General features: G+C 71.4%; 15 protein-coding genes. 7 read left to right on the top strand and 8 right to left on the bottom strand.

All coding sequences use genetic code 11. The features are described from left to right. Nucleotides 1–123: 123 nt before the first annotated feature. Entirely contained in the window at nt 124–678 is a 555-nt protein-coding gene (locus G407_RS0119835) for an SH3 domain-containing protein (RefSeq protein WP_043540244.1), read from the top strand. Nucleotides 679–777: 99 nt separating this feature from the next. Here the strand turns inward: G407_RS0119835 and flbD are convergent, their stop codons facing one another. Genes flbD through fliF form a run of 4 tightly spaced genes read right to left on the bottom strand, consistent with a single transcriptional unit; the run spans nt 778 to nt 4,766 of the window. After that, a complete protein-coding gene (flbD, locus tag G407_RS0119840) occupies nt 778–2,142 on the bottom strand; it encodes a sigma-54-dependent transcriptional regulator FlbD (RefSeq protein ID WP_029032224.1) in 1,365 nt (454 codons plus the stop codon). 11 nt (nt 2,143–2,153) lie between these two features. After that, the gene (gene fliN, locus G407_RS0119845; RefSeq protein ID WP_029032225.1) at nt 2,154–2,507 is read right to left on the bottom strand and encodes a flagellar motor switch protein FliN; all 354 of its coding nucleotides are present in this window, start codon (nt 2,505–2,507) and stop codon (nt 2,154–2,156) included. After that, complete coding sequence (locus G407_RS28885) at nt 2,504–3,142, bottom strand: FliH/SctL family protein (protein WP_084327662.1); 639 nt, start codon at nt 3,140–3,142, stop codon at nt 2,504–2,506. The genes fliN and G407_RS28885 overlap by 4 nt, the downstream gene beginning before the upstream one ends. A gap of 1 nt (nt 3,143) precedes the next feature. Continuing rightward, entirely contained in the window at nt 3,144–4,766 is a 1,623-nt protein-coding gene (fliF, locus tag G407_RS0119855; protein ID WP_156917650.1) for a flagellar basal-body MS-ring/collar protein FliF, read from the bottom strand. Between the two features lie 153 nt (nt 4,767–4,919). On the opposite strand from fliF, the gene G407_RS0119860 reads away from it, so the two are divergent. The 3 genes from G407_RS0119860 (at nt 4,920) to G407_RS0119870 (ending at nt 7,752) form a co-directional block, all read left to right on the top strand. Next, nucleotides 4,920–5,840 carry a DMT family transporter gene (locus G407_RS0119860; protein WP_245259136.1) on the top strand — a complete coding sequence of 307 codons (921 nt, stop codon included), beginning with the start codon at nt 4,920–4,922 and terminating at the stop codon, nt 5,838–5,840. Nucleotide 5,841: 1 nt separating this feature from the next. After that, nucleotides 5,842–6,933: an ATP-dependent DNA helicase gene (locus tag G407_RS0119865; protein ID WP_029032228.1), complete on the top strand. Its 1,092-nt coding sequence runs from the start codon at nt 5,842–5,844 to the stop codon at nt 6,931–6,933. Between the two features lie 96 nt (nt 6,934–7,029). Next, the gene (locus G407_RS0119870; protein ID WP_029032229.1) at nt 7,030–7,752 is read left to right on the top strand and encodes a fused DSP-PTPase phosphatase/NAD kinase-like protein; all 723 of its coding nucleotides are present in this window, start codon (nt 7,030–7,032) and stop codon (nt 7,750–7,752) included. Nucleotides 7,753–7,818: 66 nt separating this feature from the next. On the opposite strand, the gene G407_RS0119875 is transcribed toward G407_RS0119870, so the two are convergent. Continuing rightward, nucleotides 7,819–8,739 carry a peptidylprolyl isomerase gene (locus G407_RS0119875; protein WP_029032230.1) on the bottom strand — a complete coding sequence of 307 codons (921 nt, stop codon included), beginning with the start codon at nt 8,737–8,739 and terminating at the stop codon, nt 7,819–7,821. Between the two features lie 229 nt (nt 8,740–8,968). On the opposite strand from G407_RS0119875, the gene secA reads away from it, so the two are divergent. Next, on the top strand, nt 8,969–11,788 hold the full coding sequence (gene secA / locus G407_RS0119880; RefSeq protein WP_029032231.1) for a preprotein translocase subunit SecA: 2,820 nt from the start codon (nt 8,969–8,971) through the stop codon (nt 11,786–11,788). 99 nt (nt 11,789–11,887) lie between these two features. Further along, nucleotides 11,888–12,862, top strand: coding sequence for a 2-hydroxyacid dehydrogenase (locus tag G407_RS0119885; RefSeq protein WP_029032232.1), 975 nt, complete (start codon nt 11,888–11,890; stop codon nt 12,860–12,862). Between the two features lie 95 nt (nt 12,863–12,957). Here the strand turns inward: G407_RS0119885 and G407_RS30725 are convergent, their stop codons facing one another. From G407_RS30725 to G407_RS0119900, 3 genes are all read right to left on the bottom strand, one after another. Continuing rightward, complete coding sequence (locus tag G407_RS30725) at nt 12,958–13,329, bottom strand: hypothetical protein (RefSeq protein WP_156917651.1); 372 nt, start codon at nt 13,327–13,329, stop codon at nt 12,958–12,960. Nucleotides 13,330–13,437: 108 nt separating this feature from the next. After that, nucleotides 13,438–14,013, bottom strand: a complete 576-nt coding sequence (locus G407_RS0119895) for a phage tail protein (RefSeq protein ID WP_029032234.1) — start codon at nt 14,011–14,013, stop codon at nt 13,438–13,440. Nucleotides 14,014–14,201: 188 nt separating this feature from the next. Then, entirely contained in the window at nt 14,202–14,777 is a 576-nt protein-coding gene (locus G407_RS0119900) for a phage tail protein (protein WP_029032235.1), read from the bottom strand. 265 nt (nt 14,778–15,042) lie between these two features. Between G407_RS0119900 and G407_RS0119905 the strand changes: the two genes are divergently transcribed. After that, on the top strand, nt 15,043–21,641 hold a 6,599-nt coding region (locus G407_RS0119905; RefSeq protein ID WP_029032236.1), incomplete at its 3' end, for a DUF4347 domain-containing protein.

The following is a 21,641-nucleotide window of genomic DNA, read 5'->3' on the forward strand; positions in this document are numbered from 1 at the left end:
CGCACCGTTCACCGGGTCTTAACCGGGAGCCGGCGATTTGACTCGACGGGCGCGTGCGAGACGCGCTCCCGAAGCCTCTGTACCAGAGGCGTGAGCAAACACAATCCGACGGGAGTTGGACCCTTGTCCACGCGTATCGTCGTTCCCGCCGCCGCGGCGCTGGCCTTGGCGCTGGCCTTCGCGCCCGTCTTCGCTCCGTTTCCCGCCTTCGCCCAGACGACGATCGGCCCGGAGACCCGGCTGCCGCTGCCGCGCTACGTCTCGTTGAAAACGGACAAGGTGAACCTGCGCGCCGGGCCGTCGAAGGACCACGTCACGCGCTGGGTGTTCGAGCGGGCGGGGCTGCCGGTCGAGATCATCGCCGAGTTCGACAATTGGCGCCGCATCCGCGATTCGGACGGGGAGGACGGCTGGGTCTGGCACTCGCTGCTGTCGGGCCGCCGCACGGCGCTGGTCGCCCCCTGGGAGCGCGGCGGCGACCCTCTCGACCTGCGTGCCCGCGAGAGCGAGGAGGCCGCGGTGGTGGCCCGGCTCGAGCCGGGCGTCGTGGTGGGCGTCGAGCTGTGCTCGGGCGACTGGTGCCGCGTCGTGGCGGACGGGCCCGGGCGCTCCGAGATCCCGGGCTATCTCCGCCAGGAGATGCTGTGGGGGGTCTACCCGGGCGAGCGGGTGGACTGAGGCACCGATCTCGTCGTGGATTCGGCGAACGTCGAGCCGGGGGACCCCGCCCCTGGCTCGCTCCGCTCGCCGTCCCCGCCCCGAGGGGGCGGGAGCGGGTCAGCCGACGCTCATGGCGGTGCGCGCCTGGCCGGGCTCGGGAACGGCGAGGCCGGCGGCGGTGTACTCGTTGAGCTTGTTGCGCAGCGTCCGGATCGAGATGCCGAGGATCTTGGCCGCGTGCGTCCGGTTGCCCAGGCAATGGTCGAGCGTGTCGAGGATCAGGTCCTGCTCGACCTCGGCCACCGTGCGCCCGACGAGGGCGCGGGTCACCGCTTCCGCCGTGCGCGCGGCGCGGGCGGCGGCGTCCGGCTCGGCGCCGAGCGCGTCGCCCTCCGGCGTCATCAGCGCGTCCGGGCCGATCTCGGCGCCCGACGCCAGCAGCACCGCCCGGTGCACCGCGTTCTCGAGCTCGCGCACGTTGCCGCGCCACGGGTTCTTCAGCACGACCCGCTTGGCGTCGTGGGAGATGCCGCGCTCGGGCAGGCCGTTCGCCTGCGCGTACTTGCGCGCGAAGTGCTGGGCGAGCTCGATGATGTCGCCGGGCCGCTCGCGCAGGGCCGGCAGGCGCAGGTGGACGACGTTGAGCCGGTAGAACAGGTCCTCGCGGAACGTTCCCGCCCGCACCGCCTCCGCCATGTTGCGGTTGGAGGTGGCGAGCACCCGGATGTCCACAGGCACGGGCTTGGCGCCGCCGACCCGGTCGATGACCCGCTCCTGCAGCGCGCGCAGCAGCTTCGCCTGGAGCCGCACGTCCATCTCCGAGATCTCGTCGAGCAGCAGCGTGCCGCCGTTCGCCTCCTCGAACTTGCCGATGCGCCGCGCCACGGCGCCGGTGAAGGCGCCCTTCTCGTGGCCGAACAGCTCGCTCTCGAGCAGCGCGTCGGGGATCGCGGCGCAGTTCACGCACACGAAGGGCTTCGAGCGGCGGCCCGAGCGCTGGTGCAGGTGGCGGGCGAGCACCTCCTTGCCGGTTCCGCTCTCGCCGGTGATCAGCACCGAGGCGTCGGAGCGGGCCACCTGCTCGGCCATCTTGACGACCTTCTCCATGGCCGGGTCGCGCCAGACGAAGGCGGCCTGGTCGGCGGCCACCGCCTCGAGGATCGCCGCGATCATGTCGGCGTCCGGCGGCAGCGGGATGTACTCCTTCGCGCCGGCGCGGATCGCGTCCACCGCGCCGCGGGTGTCCGCCCCCGCGCCGCAGGCGACGACGGGCGTGCGGATGCGCTCGGCCTCGAGCGCGCCGACGAGGTCGGCGACGGAGAGCGCGACGTCGACCATGATCAGGTCGGCGCCCTTGGCGCGCAGCACCGCGAGGCCCTGGTCGAGGTCGTCGGCCTGCACCACGGCGGCGCCGCGGCTCATGGCGATGCGCGAGGCGGTGGTCAGCTCGCCGTCCAGGCGTCCGATGATGAGAAGGCGCATGATCCGGCTCCTTACTGGTCGCTCTTGATGATCTCGGTCATCGTGATGCCGAGGCGATCGTCGACGAGGACCACCTCGCCGCGGGCGACGAGGCGGTTGTTGACGAAGATGTCCACCGCCTCGCCGACCTTCCGGTCGAGCTCGAGCACGGCACCGGGCGCGATCTTCAGGAGATCGCCCACGGGCATGCGCGCGCGCCCGAGCACGGCGGAGACGGCGACGGGCACGTCGAAGATCTGCTCGAGATCGGCGGCCGTGCGCTGGATCACGGGCCCGTCGCGGGTCGATTCCGCCGGCAGCTGCGCCTGCGGGTCGAAGCCGATGTCCTCGTCGTCGAGCTGGGGCAGGGTGAACTCGTCGCTCATCGCGTCGGGGCTCCGGGTGTGGCGTCGATCGGCATGTCGTCGTGCGGGGCGTGGGCGCCCGCGCCGGTGAGCTTGCGGGCGATCTCGGTGGCGAGCGCGGCGCCGTCGCGCACCACGCCGCCGTCGGCCCATTCGAAGCGCGCGTCGCCGCGCGCGATGTCGGCCTCGCCGATGACGACGAGCCGGCCCTCGAACCCGCGCTCGCGGGCGAGACCCTTGATCATGCGCTCGACATCGTCGACGAGGCTCTCCTCGACGCGCACGACGAGGTGCGGCACGCCGCGCAGGTGCGCGAAGGCCTCGCGCGCCGCCTCCATGATCGTGTCGAGCGGGAAGCGCTCCAGCGCCGCGCCCGCGAGCGTGCGCGCCAGCGTCTCGGCGAAGGCGATCGCCTCCGTCTCGAGCGCGCCCCCGCGGGCGTCGGCGTCGGCGAGGAGCGCGCGGGAGGCCTCGGCGATGCGCGCGAGCGTCTCGCGCAGGGCGCCGTCGGCCTCGGCCTGCGCCGCCGCGCGGCCCTCGGCGACGCCGCGGGCGTGCCCGCGCGACTCGGCCTGCGCGAGCGCCGCCTCCGCCTTCGGCGAGGGGGTGCCCTTCGGGCGGGAAAAGTCGCGGTCGAAGACGAAGCTGCCGCTCATCTCAGCCTCTCTCGTGGATCCACTGGCGCATCACCGACACCGTCTCGGACGGGCTCTGCTTGACGAGGTCGGCGACGCGTTCGAGCGATTCCTGCTGCACCTGGCCGTTGACCTTGGCCATCTCGATCATCTGCGAGGTGGCATCCGAGCGCGAGGGCAGCGCTGGCGTGCCGCCGCCCTCGCCACCGGCGATCGCCCCCGCCTCGCCGCCGCCGGCGCCCGCCGCGATCATCACGGGGGATGCCGTGAACGCCCGCAGCATCGGCCGCAGCACCGTGAAGATCACGACGAGGCTGAGCAGGAACAGCACGGCGAGCTCGACGGCGCGCAGCACGTCCTCGCGCGTCGGGTTGAGCAGGCTCTCGACGAGGGTCGGCTCCTCGGGCAGGAACTCGGGCTGCGGCCCCTCGGCGAAGCGCAGGTTGACCACCTCGATCTGGTCCCCGCGATCCGCGTCGAAGCCGATCGCCGTGCGCACCAGCGCCTCGATGCGCTGCAGCTCCTCGGCCGTGCGCGGCTCGTAGGCGACGCTGCCGTCCGGCCCGGTCGCGTAGGCGCCGTCGACCAGGACGGCGACGGACAGGCGCGAGAGCCGCGGGCCCTCGAGCATCTCGACGCGGGTCGAGCGGGAGATCTCGTAGTTGATCGTCTCCTCGGTCGTCTCCTGCTGGTCACGCATGCCGCCGCCCTCCGGGTCCTCGCCACCGCCCGGCAGCTCGTTGCCGACGGTGACGCCGGCGTCGCCCTGGGTCGAGACGGCGTTGTCGGTGCGCGTCTGCATCGAGCGCGCCACCTGGCCGTTGGGGTCGAAGGTCTCCGAGCGCGCCTCGACGCGGTTCGTGTCGAACTCGGCGGCGACCTGGACCCGGGTGCGCCCGCGCCCGACGATGCCCGCGACGATGTCCTCGACCTGGGCGCGCAGCCGGTTCTCGAAGCCGATGCGGGTCTCGTCCGCGGCGACGGCCGCCATCGAATCGCCGGCGGTGGCGCCGTCGGCGAGGAGCCGGCCGCTCTCGTCGACGATCGAGATCCGGTCGGGGCGAAGCCCCTCGACGGCGGTCGCGACGAGGTGGCGCACGGCGCGCACCTGGGCCTGGTCGAGCTCGCCGCGCACGCGCAGCACGATCGAGGCGCGCGGATCCTCGCGGTCGCGCTCGAACAGGCGCCGCTCGGGGATGGCGAGATGCACCCGCGCCGCCTCGACCCGCGCGAGCGAGGCGATCGTGCGCGACAGCTCGCCCTCGAGCGCCCGCAGCTGGTTGATGTTCTGCACGAAGCTCGTCGAGGAGAACGAATCGCCGCGGTCGAAGATCTCGTAGCCGACGCCGGTCCCCGCGGGCAGCCCGTCCGAGGCGAGCTCCATCCGCAGCCGCGCGAGATCGCTGCGCGGGGCGAGGATGACGCCGTCGCCGCGGGTCTCGTAGGCGATGCCGCGGGCCTCGAGCTCGCGCACCACGGCGCCGGCGTCGGCCATCGACAGGTCGGCGTAGAGCACGCCCATGTCCGGCTGCGACATGCGCATGATCACGAAGGCGAAGAAGCCCACGAGCGCCAGCGTGACGGCGCCCATCACCGCGAGGCGCGCCGGGCCGAGCCGGGACAGGATCTCCATCGTCTGGTTCACGCGAAACGAGGCCCCCGAGAGCTGGACACGCACCGGGCCGCGTGCGCCGCGACCGGTAGGCAGGAATTTCCCAGCGGACGGTGAACGACTGGTTAACGGCGCGCCGATCGCGTCGACCTCGTTTGGGGCTATCGCCGCGGCGCGATCCGCGCTATGACCCCCGTTCTCCATACGTTCGGCTGCAGGCGCATGGCTCCGCGCAACGTCACGATCGTCGTGCTCTGGATGGCCGGGGCGCTCGTCTCCTTCTCGGCCATCGCGGTGGCCGTGCGCGAGCTCTCGGGCGCGCTGTCCGTGTTCGAGATGCTCGCCTTCCGCAACGCGGCGGGGCTCGCCGGCATCCTCGTCGCGGCGCTGCTGGTGCCCCGCGTGCGCGCGAGCCTCTCCGCCCGGCGGCTCGGGCGTCACGCGCAGCGCAACGTCGTGCATTTCGCCGGGCAGTACGCCTGGACGGTCGGCGTCACGCTCCTGCCGCTCGCCGTCGTCTTCGCGGTGGAGTTCACGGCCCCCGCGATCACGGCGCTCCTCGCCGTGCTGCTGCTCGGCGAGCGGCTGACGCGCACGCGGGCGCTGGCGATCGGGCTCGGCTTCCTCGGCGTTCTCGTGATCGTCCGCCCCGGCGCCGGCGAGGTCGGCTGGCCCGCGCTCGTCGTGCTGTTCGCCGCCTTCGCCTTCGCGCTCACCGCGATCGCGACGAAGAGCCTCACGCGCACGGAGACGACGGCCTCGATCATGCTCTGGATGAACACGATGCAATTGCCGCTCAACCTCGCGGGCGCGGGCGAGGGCTATCTCGCGCGGCTCGCCGAGGCGCCCGTGCTGCCGCTCGCGGCGCTCGCGATCTGCGGCTTCACGGCCCATTGGTGCCTCACCAACGCCTATCGCAACGGAGACGCCGTCATGGTCGTGCCGCTCGACTTCCTGCGCATCCCCCTGATCGCGGTCGTGGGCCTCCTGCTCTACGCCGAGCCGCTGGACCCGTTCGTGTTCGTCGGTGCCGGGATCATCGTGCTCGGCATCGTCGTCAACCTGCGTGCCGAGACGGTGCGCGCGCCACGGCCGCGGGGGGCGTGAGATGGCGTGGTCGGGACAGCAGGAGGCGGCGCTCTCCGCCGTCGGGGCGTGGCTGAAGGCCGGCGAGCCGCAGGTCTTCCGCCTGTTCGGCTTCGCCGGCACGGGCAAGACGACGCTCGCGCGCCACCTCGCCGAGGGGATCGACGGCGAGGTGGCCTTCGGCGCCTTCACCGGCAAGGCGGCGTCCGTCATGCGCGCCAAGGGCTGCACGGACGCCTCCACCATCCACGCCATGATCTACCGCTCGCGCGGGGACGAGGAGGAGGGCCCCTCCTTCACGCTCAACCGCTCGGGGCCCGCCGCCAAGGCGGACCTGATCGTCATCGACGAGTGCTCGATGGTGGACGAGGAGCTCGGCCGCGACCTCCTCACCTTCGGCAAGCCCGTGCTGGTGCTCGGCGACCCCGCCCAGCTGCCGCCGGTGAAGGGGGGGGGCTTCTTCACCGAGGCCGAGCCGGACGTCATGCTCACCGAGGTCCACCGCCAGGCGGCGGACAACCCGATCGTGCATCTCTCGATGTCGATTCGCGAAGGCGGGCGGCTCGACTACGGCACCTACGGGGAGAGCCGCGTCATCCACCGCCGCGACGTCGACGCCGAGATGGTCCAGGCGGCGAACCAGGTGCTGGTGGGCATGAACAAGACCCGGCGCCTGTACAACGGGCGCATCCGCGAGCTGAAGGGCTTCCGCGACCCCTTTCCCGCCGCCGACGAGAAGCTGGTCTGCCTGCGCAACGACAAGAGCAAGGGGCTGCTCAACGGCGGCCTGTGGACCGTCGTCGAGGCGAAGCACTGGCCCAACCGCGGCCTCGTGGTGATGCGCATCGCCGCCGAGGAGAATCCGCGCCAGACCGTCAAGGTCGAGGTCCCCACCGCCTTCTTCGAGGGCGGCGACGAGGACCTGCCCTACGCCTTGCGCCGCCAGCACGACGAGCTCACCTACGGCTATGCGCTCACGGTCCACAAGGCTCAGGGCTCGCAATGGGACGACGTGGTGCTGTTCGACGAGAGCTTCGCCTTCCGCGAGCACCGCGCCCGCTGGCTCTATACCGGGCTCACCCGCGCGGCGGAGCGCATCGTCGTGGTGCGATGACGCAAGGGGCGATCGAGCGCTTGCCGGCGCCCGCCGCCGCTGCTACTCGGCAGCGAAGACAGGCGCCGCAACGAGAGCGGCCTAGGAAACGACAGAGTGCTCAACCGCTTCCGCAGCGCAGAGACCCGCACCGCACGGCGGCTGGCGCGCATCGCACGCTGGGACCGCCCGATCGAGGGCGGCTTCGGCCGCCTGCGCGCCTGGGCGCACATGGCGCTCGTCGACCACGGCGTCTTCCGCTTCGCCTACCTGAACCTGCACCGGGTCTCCAGCGGCCTGTGGCGCGCGGCGCAGCCGGCGCCGCACCAGCTCGCGCGCCTGCGCGACGAGGGGCTTCGCACGGTCGTCTACCTGCGCGGCGGACGTGAGCACGGCTCGTGGCAATTGCAGAAGGAGAGCTGCGAGGCGCTCGGCCTGACCCTCGTCGACTTCGTCGTGCGCTCGCGCGCGGCGCCGGACAAGGAGGCGCTGCTGCGCGCCCGAGCCTTCTTCCGCGAGATCCAGTACCCGGCGCTCGTCCACTGCAAGTCGGGCGCGGACCGGGCCGGCTTCATGTCGGCGCTCTATCTCGTCGTCCACGAGGGACGCAGCGCCGACGAGGCGCTGCGTCAGCTCTCGCTGCGCTACGGCCACTTCCGCTTCGCCAAGACCGGCATCCTCGACGCCTTCTTCGAGCGCTGGCGCGACGAGGGCGAGGCGCAGGGGCTCGGCTTCGAGGAGTGGGTCGAGACCCGCTACGACCCCGACGCCCTCACCCGGGAGTTCAAGCCGGGCGTCGTGTCGGACATCCTGGTCGACCGGATCATGCGCCGCGAGTGAGCGGCGGGCGAACGGGCGCGGGACGCGAGCGGCGGCCGGCGACGCATCGCCGCCGGCCGCGTCGCGTCACTGGGGCGCGGGCGCGGGCGCCTCGCCCTGGGCCTCGGCGCCGGGGCGCGCGATCTCGACGCCCTCCCGCAGCGAGAGGAGCAGCGCCTGCTGCGCCTGCCTGGCGAGGAAGGTGTCGATCTGCTCGCGCATCTGCTCGAAGGTCGGCGTCGGCCGCTCGCGGCGCTCCTGGACCTCGATGACGTGCCAGCCGAACTGGCTCTGCACCGGCTCGGAGATCGCGCCCGGCTCGAGCGCGAAGGCCGCCTCGGCGAAGGGCGCGACCATCTGGCCCTTCGTGAAGAAGCCGAGATCGCCGCCCTCGGCGGCGGAGCCGCGGTCGGTGGAGAGGTCGGTCGCGATCCCCTCGAAGGACTCGCCGGCGGCGATGCGCTCGACCACAGCCTGCGCCTCCTCCTGGGTGTCGACGAGGATGTGGCGCGCGCGCACCTCCTGCTCCGGCTCCACCTCGGCCACCATCTCGTCGTAGACGGCGCGCGCGGCCTCGTCCGTGACGGCGGCGTCGATCGTCTCCTCGAGCAGCGACTCGAGCAGAAGCTTGTCGCGCTGGTAGGCGAGGCGCCGCTCGAAGGTCTCGCTCGCGCCGATGCCGGCCTCCTCGGCCGCGCGCGCGGCGAGCTCGAGGTTGACGAGGTAGTTGATCAGCGTCTCGCGGCGCTGCGCGTCGTTCATGCCCGGCAGCGGCAGGGCCGGGTCCTGCGCCGCGAGCGCGAGATCGCCCTCGGTGATCTCGATTCCGTCGACGGTGGCGACGACGGTCGCCGGATCGACCGGCGCGGCCGCTGCCGTCGCGGTCTCGGTGGCGGGCGCGGTCTCGGCGGCGGGTGCGGCCGTGTCCTGCGCCAGCGCGGCGGCGGGGAGCGCCACGCCGACGAGGAGCGCGAGGGCGAGGCGGGGGAGAAGGGCGTTCGACGGCATGCGTTTCCTCTGGGCGCGACGGACGGGGCGACGGACGCGCCCTCGGCTCGACGGGATCTCGCCGCAGGTCTGGCCCATCGGGCGGTGCAATGCAAGCCGGGCGGGGGGCTGCGGGGCCTCCTCGCCGGGGCGTGAACGGCCCGGCTCCTTTCGGATGCGCTTCCCGATGATTAGGTCTATATAGCGCGCACCCGCCGCATCCGACGACCCACTGAGACGACAGGACCCCATGTTCGGCGCACTCGCGAAGAAGCTCTTCGGCTCGGCCAACGACCGTCGCCTGAAGTCGTACGCCTCCCGTGTCCAGGCCATCAACGACCTGGAGAAGGAGATCGAGGCCTTGTCCGACGAAGCGCTCAGGGCGCGCACGGACGATCTCAAGGCGCGGGTCGCGAAGGGGGAGAGCCTCGACGACGTGCTGGTCGACGCCTTCGCCACCGTACGCGAGGGCTCCAAGCGGGTGCTGGGCCTGCGGCCCTTCGACGTGCAGCTGATCGGCGGCATGGTGCTGCACGAGGGCTCGATCGCCGAGATGAAGACCGGCGAGGGCAAGACGCTGGTCGCCGTGCTCGCGGTCTACCTCAACGCGCTCGCCGGCAAGGGCGTGCACGTCGTCACCGTGAACGACTACCTGGCCCGGCGCGACTCCGAGTGGATGGGGCGGATCTACCGCTTCCTCGGGCTCACGGTCGGCGTGATCGTGCACGGGCTCGACGACGTCGAGCGCAAGGCGGCCTACGCCTGCGACATCACCTACGGCACCAACAACGAGTACGGCTTCGACTACCTGCGCGACAACATGAAGTACGACTTCGGCCAGATGGTGCAGCGCGGGCACGTCTACGCCATCGTCGACGAGGTCGACTCGATCCTCGTCGACGAGGCCCGCACGCCGCTGATCATCTCCGGGCCGCTCGACGACCGCTCGGAGCTCTACCAGGCGGTGGACAAGCTCATCCCGCAGCTGACCCCCGAGCACTACGACCTCGACGAGAAGCAGCGCGCGGTCTCGCTCTCGGAGGCGGGCACCGAGAAGATGGAGGAGCTCCTGCGTGCGCACGAGCTGCTCAAGAGCGACGATCTCTACGACGCGCAGAACGCAACGCTCGTCCACCACATGAACCAGGCGTTGCGCGCCCACAAGCTGTTCACCCGCGACAAGGACTACATCGTCCGCAACGGCGAGGTGGTGATCATCGACGAGTTCACCGGCCGCATGATGCCGGGCCGGCGCTACTCGGAGGGCCTGCACCAGGCGCTCGAGGCGAAGGAGCAGGTGAAGATCCAGCCCGAGAACCAGACGCTGGCCTCGATCACCTTCCAGAACTACTTCCGGCTCTATTCCAAGCTCGCCGGCATGACCGGCACCGCCTCGACCGAGGCCGACGAGTTCGCCGAGATCTACAACCTCGACGTCGTCGAGATCCCCACCAACCGCCCGGTCGCGCGTCTCGACGAGGACGACGAGGTCTATCGCACCGTGCTCGAGAAGTACGACGCGATCATCCGCGACATCGAGGAGGCCTCGGCCAAGGGCCAGCCGACCCTGGTGGGCACGACCTCGATCGAGAAGTCGGAGATGCTCGCAGCCCAGCTGACGAAGGCTGGCTTCACGCAGATCGACTTCGCCGACCCGACGGCGCTCGCCCCGCTGTTCGAGGCGGCCCGGGCCGCGACGGCGCCCAAGACCTTCGCCGTGCTCAACGCCCGCTTCCACGAGCAGGAGGCCTTCATCGTCGCCCAGGCCGGCGTGCCCGGCGCGATCACCATCGCGACCAACATGGCCGGGCGCGGCACCGACATCCAGCTCGGCGGCAACGCCGACATGCGCATCGGCTTCGAGCTCGCGGACCTGCCGGAGGGCGAGGAGCGGAGCCGCCGCGAGGCGGCGATCCGCGACGAGGTCGCGGCCTTCAAGCAGCGCGCGCTCGCCGCGGGCGGCCTCTACGTCATGGGCACCGAGCGCCACGAGAGCCGGCGCATCGACAACCAGCTGCGCGGCCGTTCCGGCCGCCAGGGCGACCCGGGCCGCTCGAAGTTCTTCCTGTCGCTCCAGGACGACCTGATGCGCATCTTCGGGTCGGACCGCATGGACGGCATGCTGACCAAGCTCGGCCTTCAGGAGGGCGAGGCGATCGTCCATCCCTGGATCAACAAGGCGATCGAGAAGGCGCAGTCGAAGGTCGAGGCGCGCAACTTCGACATCCGCAAGAACATCCTCAAGTACGACAACGTCATGAACGACCAGCGCAAGGTCGTCTTCGAGCAGCGCCGCGAGTTCATGGGCGAGGCCTCGGTGCGCGAGACGATCGACGAGATGCGCGAGTCCGTCGTCGAGGACGTCGTCGCCCGCCACATCCCCGCCGACGCCTATCCCGAGCAGTGGGACACCGAGGGGCTCGACAAGGAGGTCCGCCGCCTCCTCAACCTCGACCTGCCGGTGATCGACTGGGCCAAGGAGGAGGGCATCGCCGACGAGGAGATGCGCGAGCGGCTCCTGAAGGAGGCCGACGGCGCCTACGCGGCGCGGGTGGAGAAGAACACCTCCGAGGTGATGACCTACGTCGAGAAGCAGGTGCTGCTCCAGTCGCTCGACCAGCTCTGGCGCGAGCACATCGTCACGCTCGAGCACCTGCGCCAGGTGATCGGCTGGCGCGGCATGGCCCAGCGCGACCCGCTCAACGAGTACAAGTCCGAGGCCTTCCAGCTCTTCGAGGCGCTGATCGCGCGCCTGCGCGAGGTGGTGACGTCGCAGCTCATGCGCATCGAGGTGGTCTACCAGCGTCCGCCGGAGCCCAAGCTGCCGGAGATGGAGGCGCACCACGCCGACCCGATCACCGGCGAGGACGAGATGGCGACGGGCGGCTCGACCGGGCTCGGCTCTCCCGGCGCGTCCGGCCCCGGGGCGGCGGCACTCGCGGCGGGCTTCGTGCCGCCCGAGCAGCGCGACCCGAACGATCCCGCGACCTGGGGCAAGGTCGGCCGCAACGAGGCCTGCCCCTGCGGCTCCGGCAAGAAGTTCAAGCACTGCCACGGCGTGCTGGCCTGAGGAGGCGCATCCGGCGCCCGTGCGGCTTCCGCACGGGCGCGCCGATCGCCTAAGCTCGCGACCTCGGTCCCTCGGGACGAACGCGCTGGAGAGGCCGCCATGACGAAGCCCCTGATCCTGATGCCCGCCCGGATGATGCCGCTCGTCGCCGAGCGGCTCTCCGAGCGCTTCCGCCTGGCGCGGCTGTGGGAGGAGCCGGATCGCGAGGGCTGGCTCGCGGCGCACGGCGGCGCGGTGCGCGGCATCGCGGCGGGGGCGCACCACGCCGTCGACGCGGCGCTGATGGCGCGGCTTCCCGCGCTGGAGATCGTGGCGAGCTTCGGCGTCGGCTACGATCACGTCGACGCGGCGGCGGCCGCGCGCCGGGGCGTGATCGTCACGAACACGCCCGACGTCCTCACCGAGGAGGTGGCGGACCTGACGATCGGCCTCCTCCTCTCCACCCTGCGCCGCCTGCCGCAGGCGGAGCGCTGGCTGCGCGCCGGGCGCTGGAAGGGGGAGGGGCCGTTCCCGCTCTCGCCGACGCTGCGCGGGCGCACGATCGGCATCCTCGGCTACGGGCGCATCGGCAAGGCGATCGCGCGCCGCCTCGACGCGTTCGGCGTGGAGGTGGTCTACCATGGCCGCCGGCGCCAGGAAGGCGTGGCGCATCGGCACTACGACAGCCTCGTCGCGATGGCGCGCGCCGTCGACACGCTGATCTGCGTCGCGCCGGGCGGGGCCGGCACGCGCCACCTGGTCTCGAAGCCGGTGCTGGAGGCGCTCGGGACCGACGGCGTGCTGATCAACGTCGGCCGCGGCTCGGTGGTGGACGAGGCGGCGCTCGTCGCGGCGCTCGAGGCGGGCACGATCCTCACCGCCGGCCTCGACGTCTTCGAGGACGAGCCGAACGTGCCCGACGCGCTCCTCGCCCGCGACGACGTCGTGCTCCTGCCGCATGTCGGCTCGGCCTCGGTGCACACCCGCGAAGCCATGGGCCGGCTCGTCGTCGACAACCTCGCCTCCTGGTTCGAGGGCGCGGGGCCGCTCACGCCGGTGGAGGAGACGCCGTGGGGCAAGGATAGGGAACGGTAGGGAAGGCGCAGGGCATCCGCGACCGCCACCTCTCCGCAGGGGAGCGAGACGGCCGCAGTCCGGAAGGTGGGACGGGGGCGATCGGTGCAGAGCGGCTAGGCAGCCGGCACCCGCGCCTCCGCCAGGAGCGCGGCGAGCGCGGCGGCGGCCTCGTCGTGGGCGGCGATCGCGGCGGCGACGGCAGCGCGATCGCCCGCCGACTCGGCGCGCGTGCGGTCGTGGTCTGCCTGTCCGACGGCGAGATCGAGCGCGTGCCAGCGCGCGAGCGCGTCCGCGGCGCCGGGGACGCCCGCGGCGACGCGGGCGTCGAGCGCGGCCTTCAGGCGCCACCGCGCCATGGTGTGGGCGCAGGCGAGGTTGTCCGCCCGCGCCGCCCGCTGGCAGAAGCCGCGATCCTCCCGGCCCTCGTGGGCGAGCCTGCAGGCACGCACGTGGAGAGCGGCGAGGTCGTCGGACGGAGTACGCATCGACATCTCTTTCTCCGGACCCGGACCGGTGGAACAGCGCGCTCGCACCCGATCGTCGCGGTACGAGGCCCGGGGCGGCATCCGCGCCGCCCCGGGCCTCGCGCTACGTCACTGCCGCGGCGGGAAGATGCCGAACAGGCAGATGATGAAGGAGATGCCGAGGAACGGCATCCGGTTCTCGTGGTCGAGGCCGCCGCCGTTGTTGGCGGTCTGGACGGAGACGCTGCCCTGGGCGAGGGTGACGTTGCCGGCGGTCGTCGTCGTGTAGATCCTGGCTGTGCCGGTATCGCGCCCGATTTCCGCTTCGCCGATGCCGAGGTAGCCGCCCGCGAGCGGGTTGGCGTCCGTACCCGCCGCGGCGCGCGCGACGATCTCGCCGGTGGCCAGGTGGTTGTGCTGCGGCATCTGGGTCGTGGTCAGCGTGACCGTCTCCACGCCGGACATCACGCCGAGCGGGTAGTCGGTCAGGCCGTTGCCCGGGCCCATGCCGCCGCCCATCGGCGCGCGCGAGCGCAGGTCCGGCAGCATGAAGGTGGTGGTGCCGTTGCCGCCGTAGGTGGTGCCGATCAGGCTGAACAGCGCGGTGTTCTGCGTGATGCTCATCGTCTGCCCGGCGCAATAGGCGAATTGCCGCGGCGCGAAGGTCGGCGCCCAGATCAGAACCGTCCCGATATAGTAGTCCATCGTCCCCTCCAGGTATGCCGCGCCGCGCTGCCGGCGGGAGTTGCCGCGCAACGGGCGCGAGCGGAGAGGACCACGGTGTGGCTTACCCGGAGATGACGACCAGGCGTAGAAATACTTTCTTGGTTACCGTTGGGTGAACCGCGGCGCGCGCCGGGCGCGCCGCGGCGGTGCGGAGACTCCGCCCGCGGTCAGCCGCGCGAGGGGAAGATGCCGTAGAGCGCGATGATGTAGCTCAGCCCCTCGAACGGCATCCGGTTCTCGTGCGACTGGCCGCCACCGGCACTGCCGATCTGAACGCTCACGCTCTCGGTCGAGAGCGGGACGCGCGGACCCGCCGCAGCGGCGTAGTTGCTCGTCGGAAACGTGTCGCGGCCGTCGGAATAGACGCCGGAGGCGAGCACGCTCCCGGGCTGGGCGTCGTGCTCGGTCCCCGGGGTGTTGTACACGACGACCTCCGCCTGCGCCGAATGGCCGTGCACCGGCATCTCGATCTGGTTGAGCGTGACGTATTCCACTCCGCCCTTCGCGCCGAGCCGATAGTCGTGCAGCCCCGGCCCCGGGCCCATGCCGGCGCCGATCGGCACGCGCGAGCGCAGGTCCGGCAGGGCGAAGGTGGTGCGCCCGTCGCCGCCGTAGGTCGTTCCCAGAAGCGAGTAGAGCGCCGTGTTCTGGCTGATCGCCATCAGCTGCCCGGCGCAATACGCCCAGGCCCTCGGCGCGAAGTTCGGCGCCCAGATCAGGATCGTCGCGATGTAGGTTTCCATGTCCGCCCCTCCTTGCTCGGCCCGCTCGCCGGGATCGCCGTGCGCTGATTCTCTGAACGCGGGCTTGCAGGAGGGGAACACGACCGAGGGTCGAAGCCAATACGTCGCCGACCATTCCCGCCCGAGGCCCGGCGGTTGCGCAGCCCCTCGGCCGTCTCGGTCGAGATCCCTTCGGTTCGCCAGCGGCTGTTGCGGTGCCGCCACTTTGCAAGTGGGCGGTTTCGAGGCAATGTCGCCTGTCGCAGCCCGACGACGGAGATTCGGCATGGCCTGGAAGCATCGCGATCCGTGGAGCCGCGCGCCCCTGACGCTGGCGCTGGAGCCGCGCATCATGTTCGATGCCGCGGGTGCTGCGACCTACGTCGATGCCGCCGATCCCGAGGCGCCCGTGCCCCCGCCGGAGCCGGTGCCGCCGGAGGGTGCGAGCGCGCCCGTGCAGATCGTCTTCGTGGATGCGTCGGTCGAGGACCGCGAAACGCTCCTGCAGGATTTCGGTCCAGACGCGGAGGTCGTCGTCCTCGATCCCGGGCGCGACGGCGTTCGCCAGATCGCCGAGGCGTTGGAGGGGCGTACGGGAATCGACGCGATCCACATCGTCAGCCATGGCTGGGACGGGCAGGTTCGCCTCGGGTCGGCGCTCCTGTTCGAGGGGTCGCTCGACGCGCATGCCGCCGACCTCGCGAGGATCGGAGCGTCGATGAGCGCGGACGGCGACATCGTCTTCTGGGGCTGCGACGTGGCGAAGGGAGAGTACGGTGCTCGCTTCGTCGATCGGCTCGCGGAGCTGACCGGGGCCGACATCGCCGCCTCGACGAACGACACGGGCTCGACCGCGACGTCGGACTGGACGCTCGAGTATCGTACGGGCGAGATCGAAGCATCCGGCGCGACTGCCCTGTTCGGAGCGAGCGCACTGGCCTCGTTCAGCGGGGAGCTCGCGACCTTCACCGTCACGAACAATGCCGACAGCGGCGCCGGCAGCTTCCGTCAGGCCATCCTCGACGCGAACGCGAACGGCCCAGGCAGCGACACGATCGTCTTCAACGGCGACTACACGATCGAGCTGGAGAGCTTCATCGAGTTCACGAGTGCCGTCGACATCCAAGGCGACCGAAACAACGATGGCGTGGCGGACATCACGTTCGTCGATGTCAACAGCAATGCGGATGGTGCGTTCGATCTGAACATCGATGCGGTGGCGAACGCGACGGTCAACATCACGGGTCTTCGGTTCCAGGGTATCACCGCGACGATCGACGGAGCGGCCATCGCGTTCGCCCGGAGCACCGCTGTCCTGACCGTCAACGTCACGGCCTCGGAGTTCCGCAACGTCGTCTCCACCAGCGCGACCGGCGCCACCGGTGGCGCGATCGCCGTCGGCAGCGGCAACATTCTCAACGTCGATCGTTCGATCTTCCAGGGCAACCAGCAGAATGGTGGTAGCGCTGCGATCGGAATGAACCAGAACTCGACGATCGTCGTGACGAACTCGTTGTTCTACGACCACAGTGTCGGCGGGCAGGTTATCGACTTGTTCGGGGCCTCCGCATCGCTCACGCTGCGCAACGTGACCTTCGCGGACAACGCGATCACGAACGTGGTCCCGCTCAGCGGAGCCTCGTACAACGCTTACAACTCGATCCTGCAGCAGGCGGCCGCGGGCGGCAGCAACAACCTGCTCGTCGGCAGCGTGACCTTCACCAACCAGGCTGCCGACGACTACACCCTCGCTGCCGCGGAAACGGACGCGATCGACCAGGGCAGCAATGCCCAGGCGAGCGGAACCCTCGATCTCGCCGGCAATACACGCATCTTCAACGGTACCGTCGACATCGGTGCGTACGAATTCCGCCCTCCGAACCAAGCCCCCGTCGTCGACCTCGACACCGCAACCGGGGGCAACGCCTACGCGGCGGGCTTCGTCGAGGGGACGCACCAGGGGACCGGCCCGACCGACGGCGTGCCGATCACGAACGCGCCCAACATCACCGACAACGAGGCCGATCTGATCACGCAGATCGTGATCAACCTCACGAACAGCCAGGGCGATGCGGGCGAACGCGTCTTCCTCTCGGGGACGTTCGCGAACGTCACCTACACCCTGAACAGCGCGACGCAGATCACCATCACGAACGCGGGCGGCGCGACCAACGATCAGATGGAGGCGGCGCTCGCCGCCGTGCGCTACCAGAACAACTCGAACGCCCCCACCACGACGGCGCGCACGATCGACGTCCAGGTGTCGGACGCGACCGGCAACTCGACGTCGACGACGACGGTATCGATCACGGCGACGAACGACGCGCCGACCCTCGCCGCGACCGGCGGCACCCCGACGTTCACGGAGGGCGACGCGGCGCCGGGCGCCGACCTGTTCTCCAGCGTGACGATCTCGACGGTCGAGGCCGGTCAGACCATCACCGGCCTGGCCCTGACGATCTCCAACGTCACCGACGGCGCGAGCGAGATCCTGCGCATCGACGGCAGCGACGTTGCGCTGACGAACGGCAACTCGGTCCTGACCGCGACGAACGGCCTGACCGTGACCGTGACCGTCACCGGCACGACGGCGACCGTCTCGTTCACCGGCGCCGCGCTCACGACCGCGGCCGCGCAGACGCTGGTCGACGGCCTCGCCTACCGCAGCACGAGCGACAACCCCTCCACGGCGAACCGCGTCGCCACCATCACGCAGCTCACGGATTCCGGCGGCACGGCGAGCGGCGGTGCGGACACGTTCGCGCCGAACATCGCCGCGACGGTGACTGTTTCGGCGGTGAACGACGCGCCGACCCTCACCGGCGGCGGCGCGCTCGCGGCCGTGGACGAGGACACCACGAGCCCGGCCGGCGCGGCGCTCGGCACGCTCGGCATCACCGCCTCGGACGTCGACGGCACGGTGACGGGCTACGCGATCGTCGGCAACACGGCGAATGCGGGGACGCAGGGCGTCTGGCAATATTCCACCAACGGCGGGGCGAACTGGTTCGCCGTCGGCCCGGTCGCCGACGACGCGACGGCGCTCGCGCTGTCGTCCGCGACGCTGGTGCGCTTCGTGCCCGTGACGGACTTCAACGGCGCGCCGCCGGCGCTGACCATCCGCGCCGTCGATTCGAGCTACGTCGCCGGCTTCTCTACCACGGCGGGGACGGAGAACCGCGTCTTCCTCAACGCCGCCGCGAACGGCGGCGCGACCGCGGTCTCGGCGACGACGGCGACGATCACGACGTCGATCACGCCGGTGAACGACGCGCCGACGCTCACCGGCGCGCCGCCGAACCCGACGGTCGACGACACGGCCACCACGGCGCCGTTCTCGACCCTGACCTATGGCGACGTCGACGTCGAGGCCGGTACGATCGCCATCACCTACACGGCGGCGAACGGCACGCTGGCCGGCACGGGCCTGACCGGGACGGCGGGGAGCTACACGCTGTCCGGCGCGAACCCGACGGAGCTGACGACCCGGCTCCAGGCGCTGGTGTTCACGCCCACCGCGAACCAGGTCGCGCCGGCAGGCACCGTCGTCACGAGCTTCACGCTGACGCCCAACGACGGCACCACGAACGGCGGTCCGCTCGCCACGCCGCAGGTGACGGCGACGTCGGTCAACGACGCGCCGGTGCTGAACGCCGGAGCGTCGCCCGTCCTCACGACCATCGGCGAGGATGCGGCCGTGCCGAGCGGGCTCACGGGCGCGACGCAGGTCTCGGCGCTGGCGGTCGGGATCAGCGACGCCGACGCGACGCCGCAGTCCGGCGTCGCGATCACCGGCGTGAGCGCCCAGGGCGCGCTGTTCTACTCGCTCGACGGCGGCGGGACCTGGACCGCCGCGCCGGCGGTGAGCGCCACCTCGGCGCTGCTCCTGCGCAGCACGGACCACGTCTATTTCCGGCCGAACGCGGACGTGAACGGCGCGATCGCCGACGCGGTCACCTTCCGCGCCTGGGACCGGACCTCCGGCACGGCCGGCACGACGACGGACCCGGGCGCCGGCGGCCTCGCCACAGCCTTCTCCACCGCCTCCGACACCGCGGCGGTGACGGTGAATGCGGTGAACGACGCGCCGGTCCTGACCGCGAATGCGACGAACCCGACCTATGTCGAGAACGTGGGCGCGCCGGCCCTGCTGGCCGGCGGCGCCGCCGTGACGGACGTCGACATCGCCAACCCGGCGGCGGCGGGCACCGTGACGGGCGCCACGCTCACCGTTTCGCTGACATCCGGCGCGTACCAGCCGTTGGACGTCATCGGCGTCGCCAACGTGAACGGCATCACCTTCGACGCCGGCACCGGCGAGATCACGATCGGCGGGCAGGTCGTCGCGACCCGCGTCGGCGGTCTCGGCGGGGACGCGGCCGTCACCTTCACCGCGCTGGCGAGCCTGAACAGCGTCAACGCTGTGCTGGGCGCGCTGACCTACGCGAATACCGGCGACAACCCAACGGCACTCGGCACGAACACGACCCGGGCCTACCAGGTCGTCTACAGCGACGGCACGGCGAGCACGGCCGCCGTCGGCGGCACGGTCACGATCACGGCCGTCAACGACGCCGAGCAGCTGACCGGCACCGTCAACGCGGTCGGCTATACCGAGAACGCGGCGCCGACTGCGCTGCTCACCGCGGCGACGGTGACCCAGGTCGACGCGGCCAATCTCGACGGCGGGACCCTGACGGCGGCGTTCGCCGCCTACCAGGCGGGCGACGTGCTGAGCGTGGCGAACATCGGGACCGGCGCCGGGCAGATCGGCGTCACCGGCACGGACGTGACCTTCGCCGGAACGGTGATCGGCAGCATCACCAGCGACGGGCAGGCCCGGGCCCTGACGATCACCTTGAACGCCAACGCCAGCCATGCGGCGGTGCAGGCGCTGGCGCTGGCGCTGCGCTACGAGAGCACGAGCGAGAACCCGACGAACCTCGGCGGGACCGTCGCGCCGACCCGGGCGGTGACCGTCACCCTCACCGACGGCGGCGCCACCGGGACCGGCGGGGCTCAGGCGAGCACCGTCACCGGGACGCTGAACATCACCGCGGTCAACGACGCGCCGACGGCGAACCCCGCCTTCGGCTTCGCCAACACCGGCGCCTCGACCGAGACCGGCGGGCTCGTCACGATTACGAACGCCATGCTGCACGAGGGCGATCCCGACGACAGCGGGATCGGCGTCGTCTTTGGCGTGACCGCGACGACCGCGAACGGCACGCTGTTCCTCGACCTCAACGGCAACGACGTGGTCGACGCGTTAGAGGAACGCACCAACGGCTCGAACTTCACGCAGGAGAACATCGACAACGGGCTGGTCAAGTATCTCCACGGCGGCGGAGCCGGCTCCTCGGATTCCTTCGGCTTCGCCGTCGGCGACGCCGGCGAGGACGGCGCCGCGCCGCTGACCGGGCAGACCTTCACGATCACCATCGCCGCGCGGCCGGTGCTGGCGATCGGTGGCGGCACGCCGGCCCATGCCGAGGACGGCGCGGCGACGCAGATCGCGCCGAACCTGACCGTTTCCGACGCGGATAGCCCGAACCTGACGGGCGCCACCGTCTCGATCACCGATTTCGTGACGGGCGACGTGCTCGGCTTCACGAACCAGAACGGCATCATCGGTTCGTACAACGGCACCACGGGCGTGCTGACGCTCTCCGGCACCGCGAGCGTCGCGGACTACCAGACGGCGCTGCGCTCGATCGCGTATTCCACCACGAACGCGAACCCGGCCACCGGCGCCGGCAACGGCGATCGCGTGATCTCCTTCACCGTCACCGACGGGACGCTGAACAGCACCGCGCAGTCCCAGACGGTCGGCGTCTCGAACACCAACGACGCGCCGACCCTCGACGCGACGCAGTCGCCCTCCCTCACCGGCATCGACGAGGATCTCGGCGCGCCCACCAACGGCTCGACGGCGAATTCCACGCTCGTCTCGGCGATTCTCGGCGGCGCGGCGGATGTGGACACGGGCGCGCTGCAGGGCATCGCGATCACGGGCACGAGCGCGCAGGGCACGCTCTGGTACTCGATCGACGGCGGCACGACCTGGACGCAGGTGCCGGCGGTGTCCGGGAATGCGGCGCTGCTGCTGCACGCGGACGCGCGGCTCTATTTCCAGCCGGCGGCGAACATCAACGGCGTACTCGGCGACGCGCTCACCTTCCGCGCCTGGGACCGCACGAGCGGCACCAACGGCGGCACGGCGGACACGACGACGAACGGTGCCGGCACGGCCTTCTCGACCGCGACCGACACGGTCTCGGTGCCGATCACCGCCGTGAACGACGCGCCGGTGCTCACGGTGCCCGGCACGATCGCGGTGACCGAGGATGTGTCGAGCGTGCTCGCGGGCATCTCGATCGCCGACATCGATGCGGCGGCGGGGTCCGTGACGATGACGCTGTCCGTCCCGAGCGGCACGCTCGCCGCGACCGGCGGCGCGGGCGTCACCGTCGGCGGCACCCCCACCGCGCTGACGCTGACGGGGACGGTCAACGCCATCAACGCCTTCATCGCGGCGAACGGCGTCGGCTTCACCACCGCGGCGAACGCCACCGCCAACGTGACGCTCACCGTCGCGGTGACCGACAACGGCAACACCGGCTCCGGCGGCGCTCTGACCGACCAGGAGACTGTCACCCTCACGGTCACGGCCGTCGACGACGCGCCGACGCTGGGCGGGCTCGCCCTCGGCCAGGCGGTGACGGACAAGACGACGGTCCAGCCGTTCACCACGGCCACGATCGGGGACGTCGACAGCGCCAACGTCACGGTGACGGTGACGCTCGACACGGCGGCGAAGGGGAGCTTCACCACGCTCGCCGGGTTCACGAATGCGGGCGGGGGCGTCTACACCTTCACCGGTGC

This window comes from Salinarimonas rosea DSM 21201, from assembly GCF_000429045.1.
GTDB lineage: Bacteria > Pseudomonadota > Alphaproteobacteria > Rhizobiales > Beijerinckiaceae > Salinarimonas > Salinarimonas rosea.

Excerpts from the sequence above, each read along its gene's own strand:
- flbD (WP_029032224.1), bottom strand. The coding sequence starts at position 2,142 with ATGCGCCTTCTCATCATCGGACGCCTGGACGGCGAGCTGACCACCGCC.
- fliN (WP_029032225.1), bottom strand. The coding sequence starts at position 2,507 with ATGAGCGACGAGTTCACCCTGCCCCAGCTCGACGACGAGGACATCGGC.
- G407_RS28885 (WP_084327662.1), bottom strand. The coding sequence starts at position 3,142 with ATGAGCGGCAGCTTCGTCTTCGACCGCGACTTTTCCCGCCCGAAGGGC.
- G407_RS0119860 (WP_245259136.1), top strand. The coding sequence starts at position 4,920 with ATGACCCCCGTTCTCCATACGTTCGGCTGCAGGCGCATGGCTCCGCGC.
- G407_RS0119865 (WP_029032228.1), top strand. The coding sequence starts at position 5,842 with ATGGCGTGGTCGGGACAGCAGGAGGCGGCGCTCTCCGCCGTCGGGGCG.
- G407_RS0119875 (WP_029032230.1), bottom strand. The coding sequence starts at position 8,739 with ATGCCGTCGAACGCCCTTCTCCCCCGCCTCGCCCTCGCGCTCCTCGTC.
- secA (WP_029032231.1), top strand. The coding sequence starts at position 8,969 with ATGTTCGGCGCACTCGCGAAGAAGCTCTTCGGCTCGGCCAACGACCGT.
- G407_RS0119885 (WP_029032232.1), top strand. The coding sequence starts at position 11,888 with ATGACGAAGCCCCTGATCCTGATGCCCGCCCGGATGATGCCGCTCGTC.
- G407_RS30725 (WP_156917651.1), bottom strand. The coding sequence starts at position 13,329 with ATGCGTACTCCGTCCGACGACCTCGCCGCTCTCCACGTGCGTGCCTGC.
- G407_RS0119895 (WP_029032234.1), bottom strand. The coding sequence starts at position 14,013 with ATGGACTACTATATCGGGACGGTTCTGATCTGGGCGCCGACCTTCGCG.
- G407_RS0119900 (WP_029032235.1), bottom strand. The coding sequence starts at position 14,777 with ATGGAAACCTACATCGCGACGATCCTGATCTGGGCGCCGAACTTCGCG.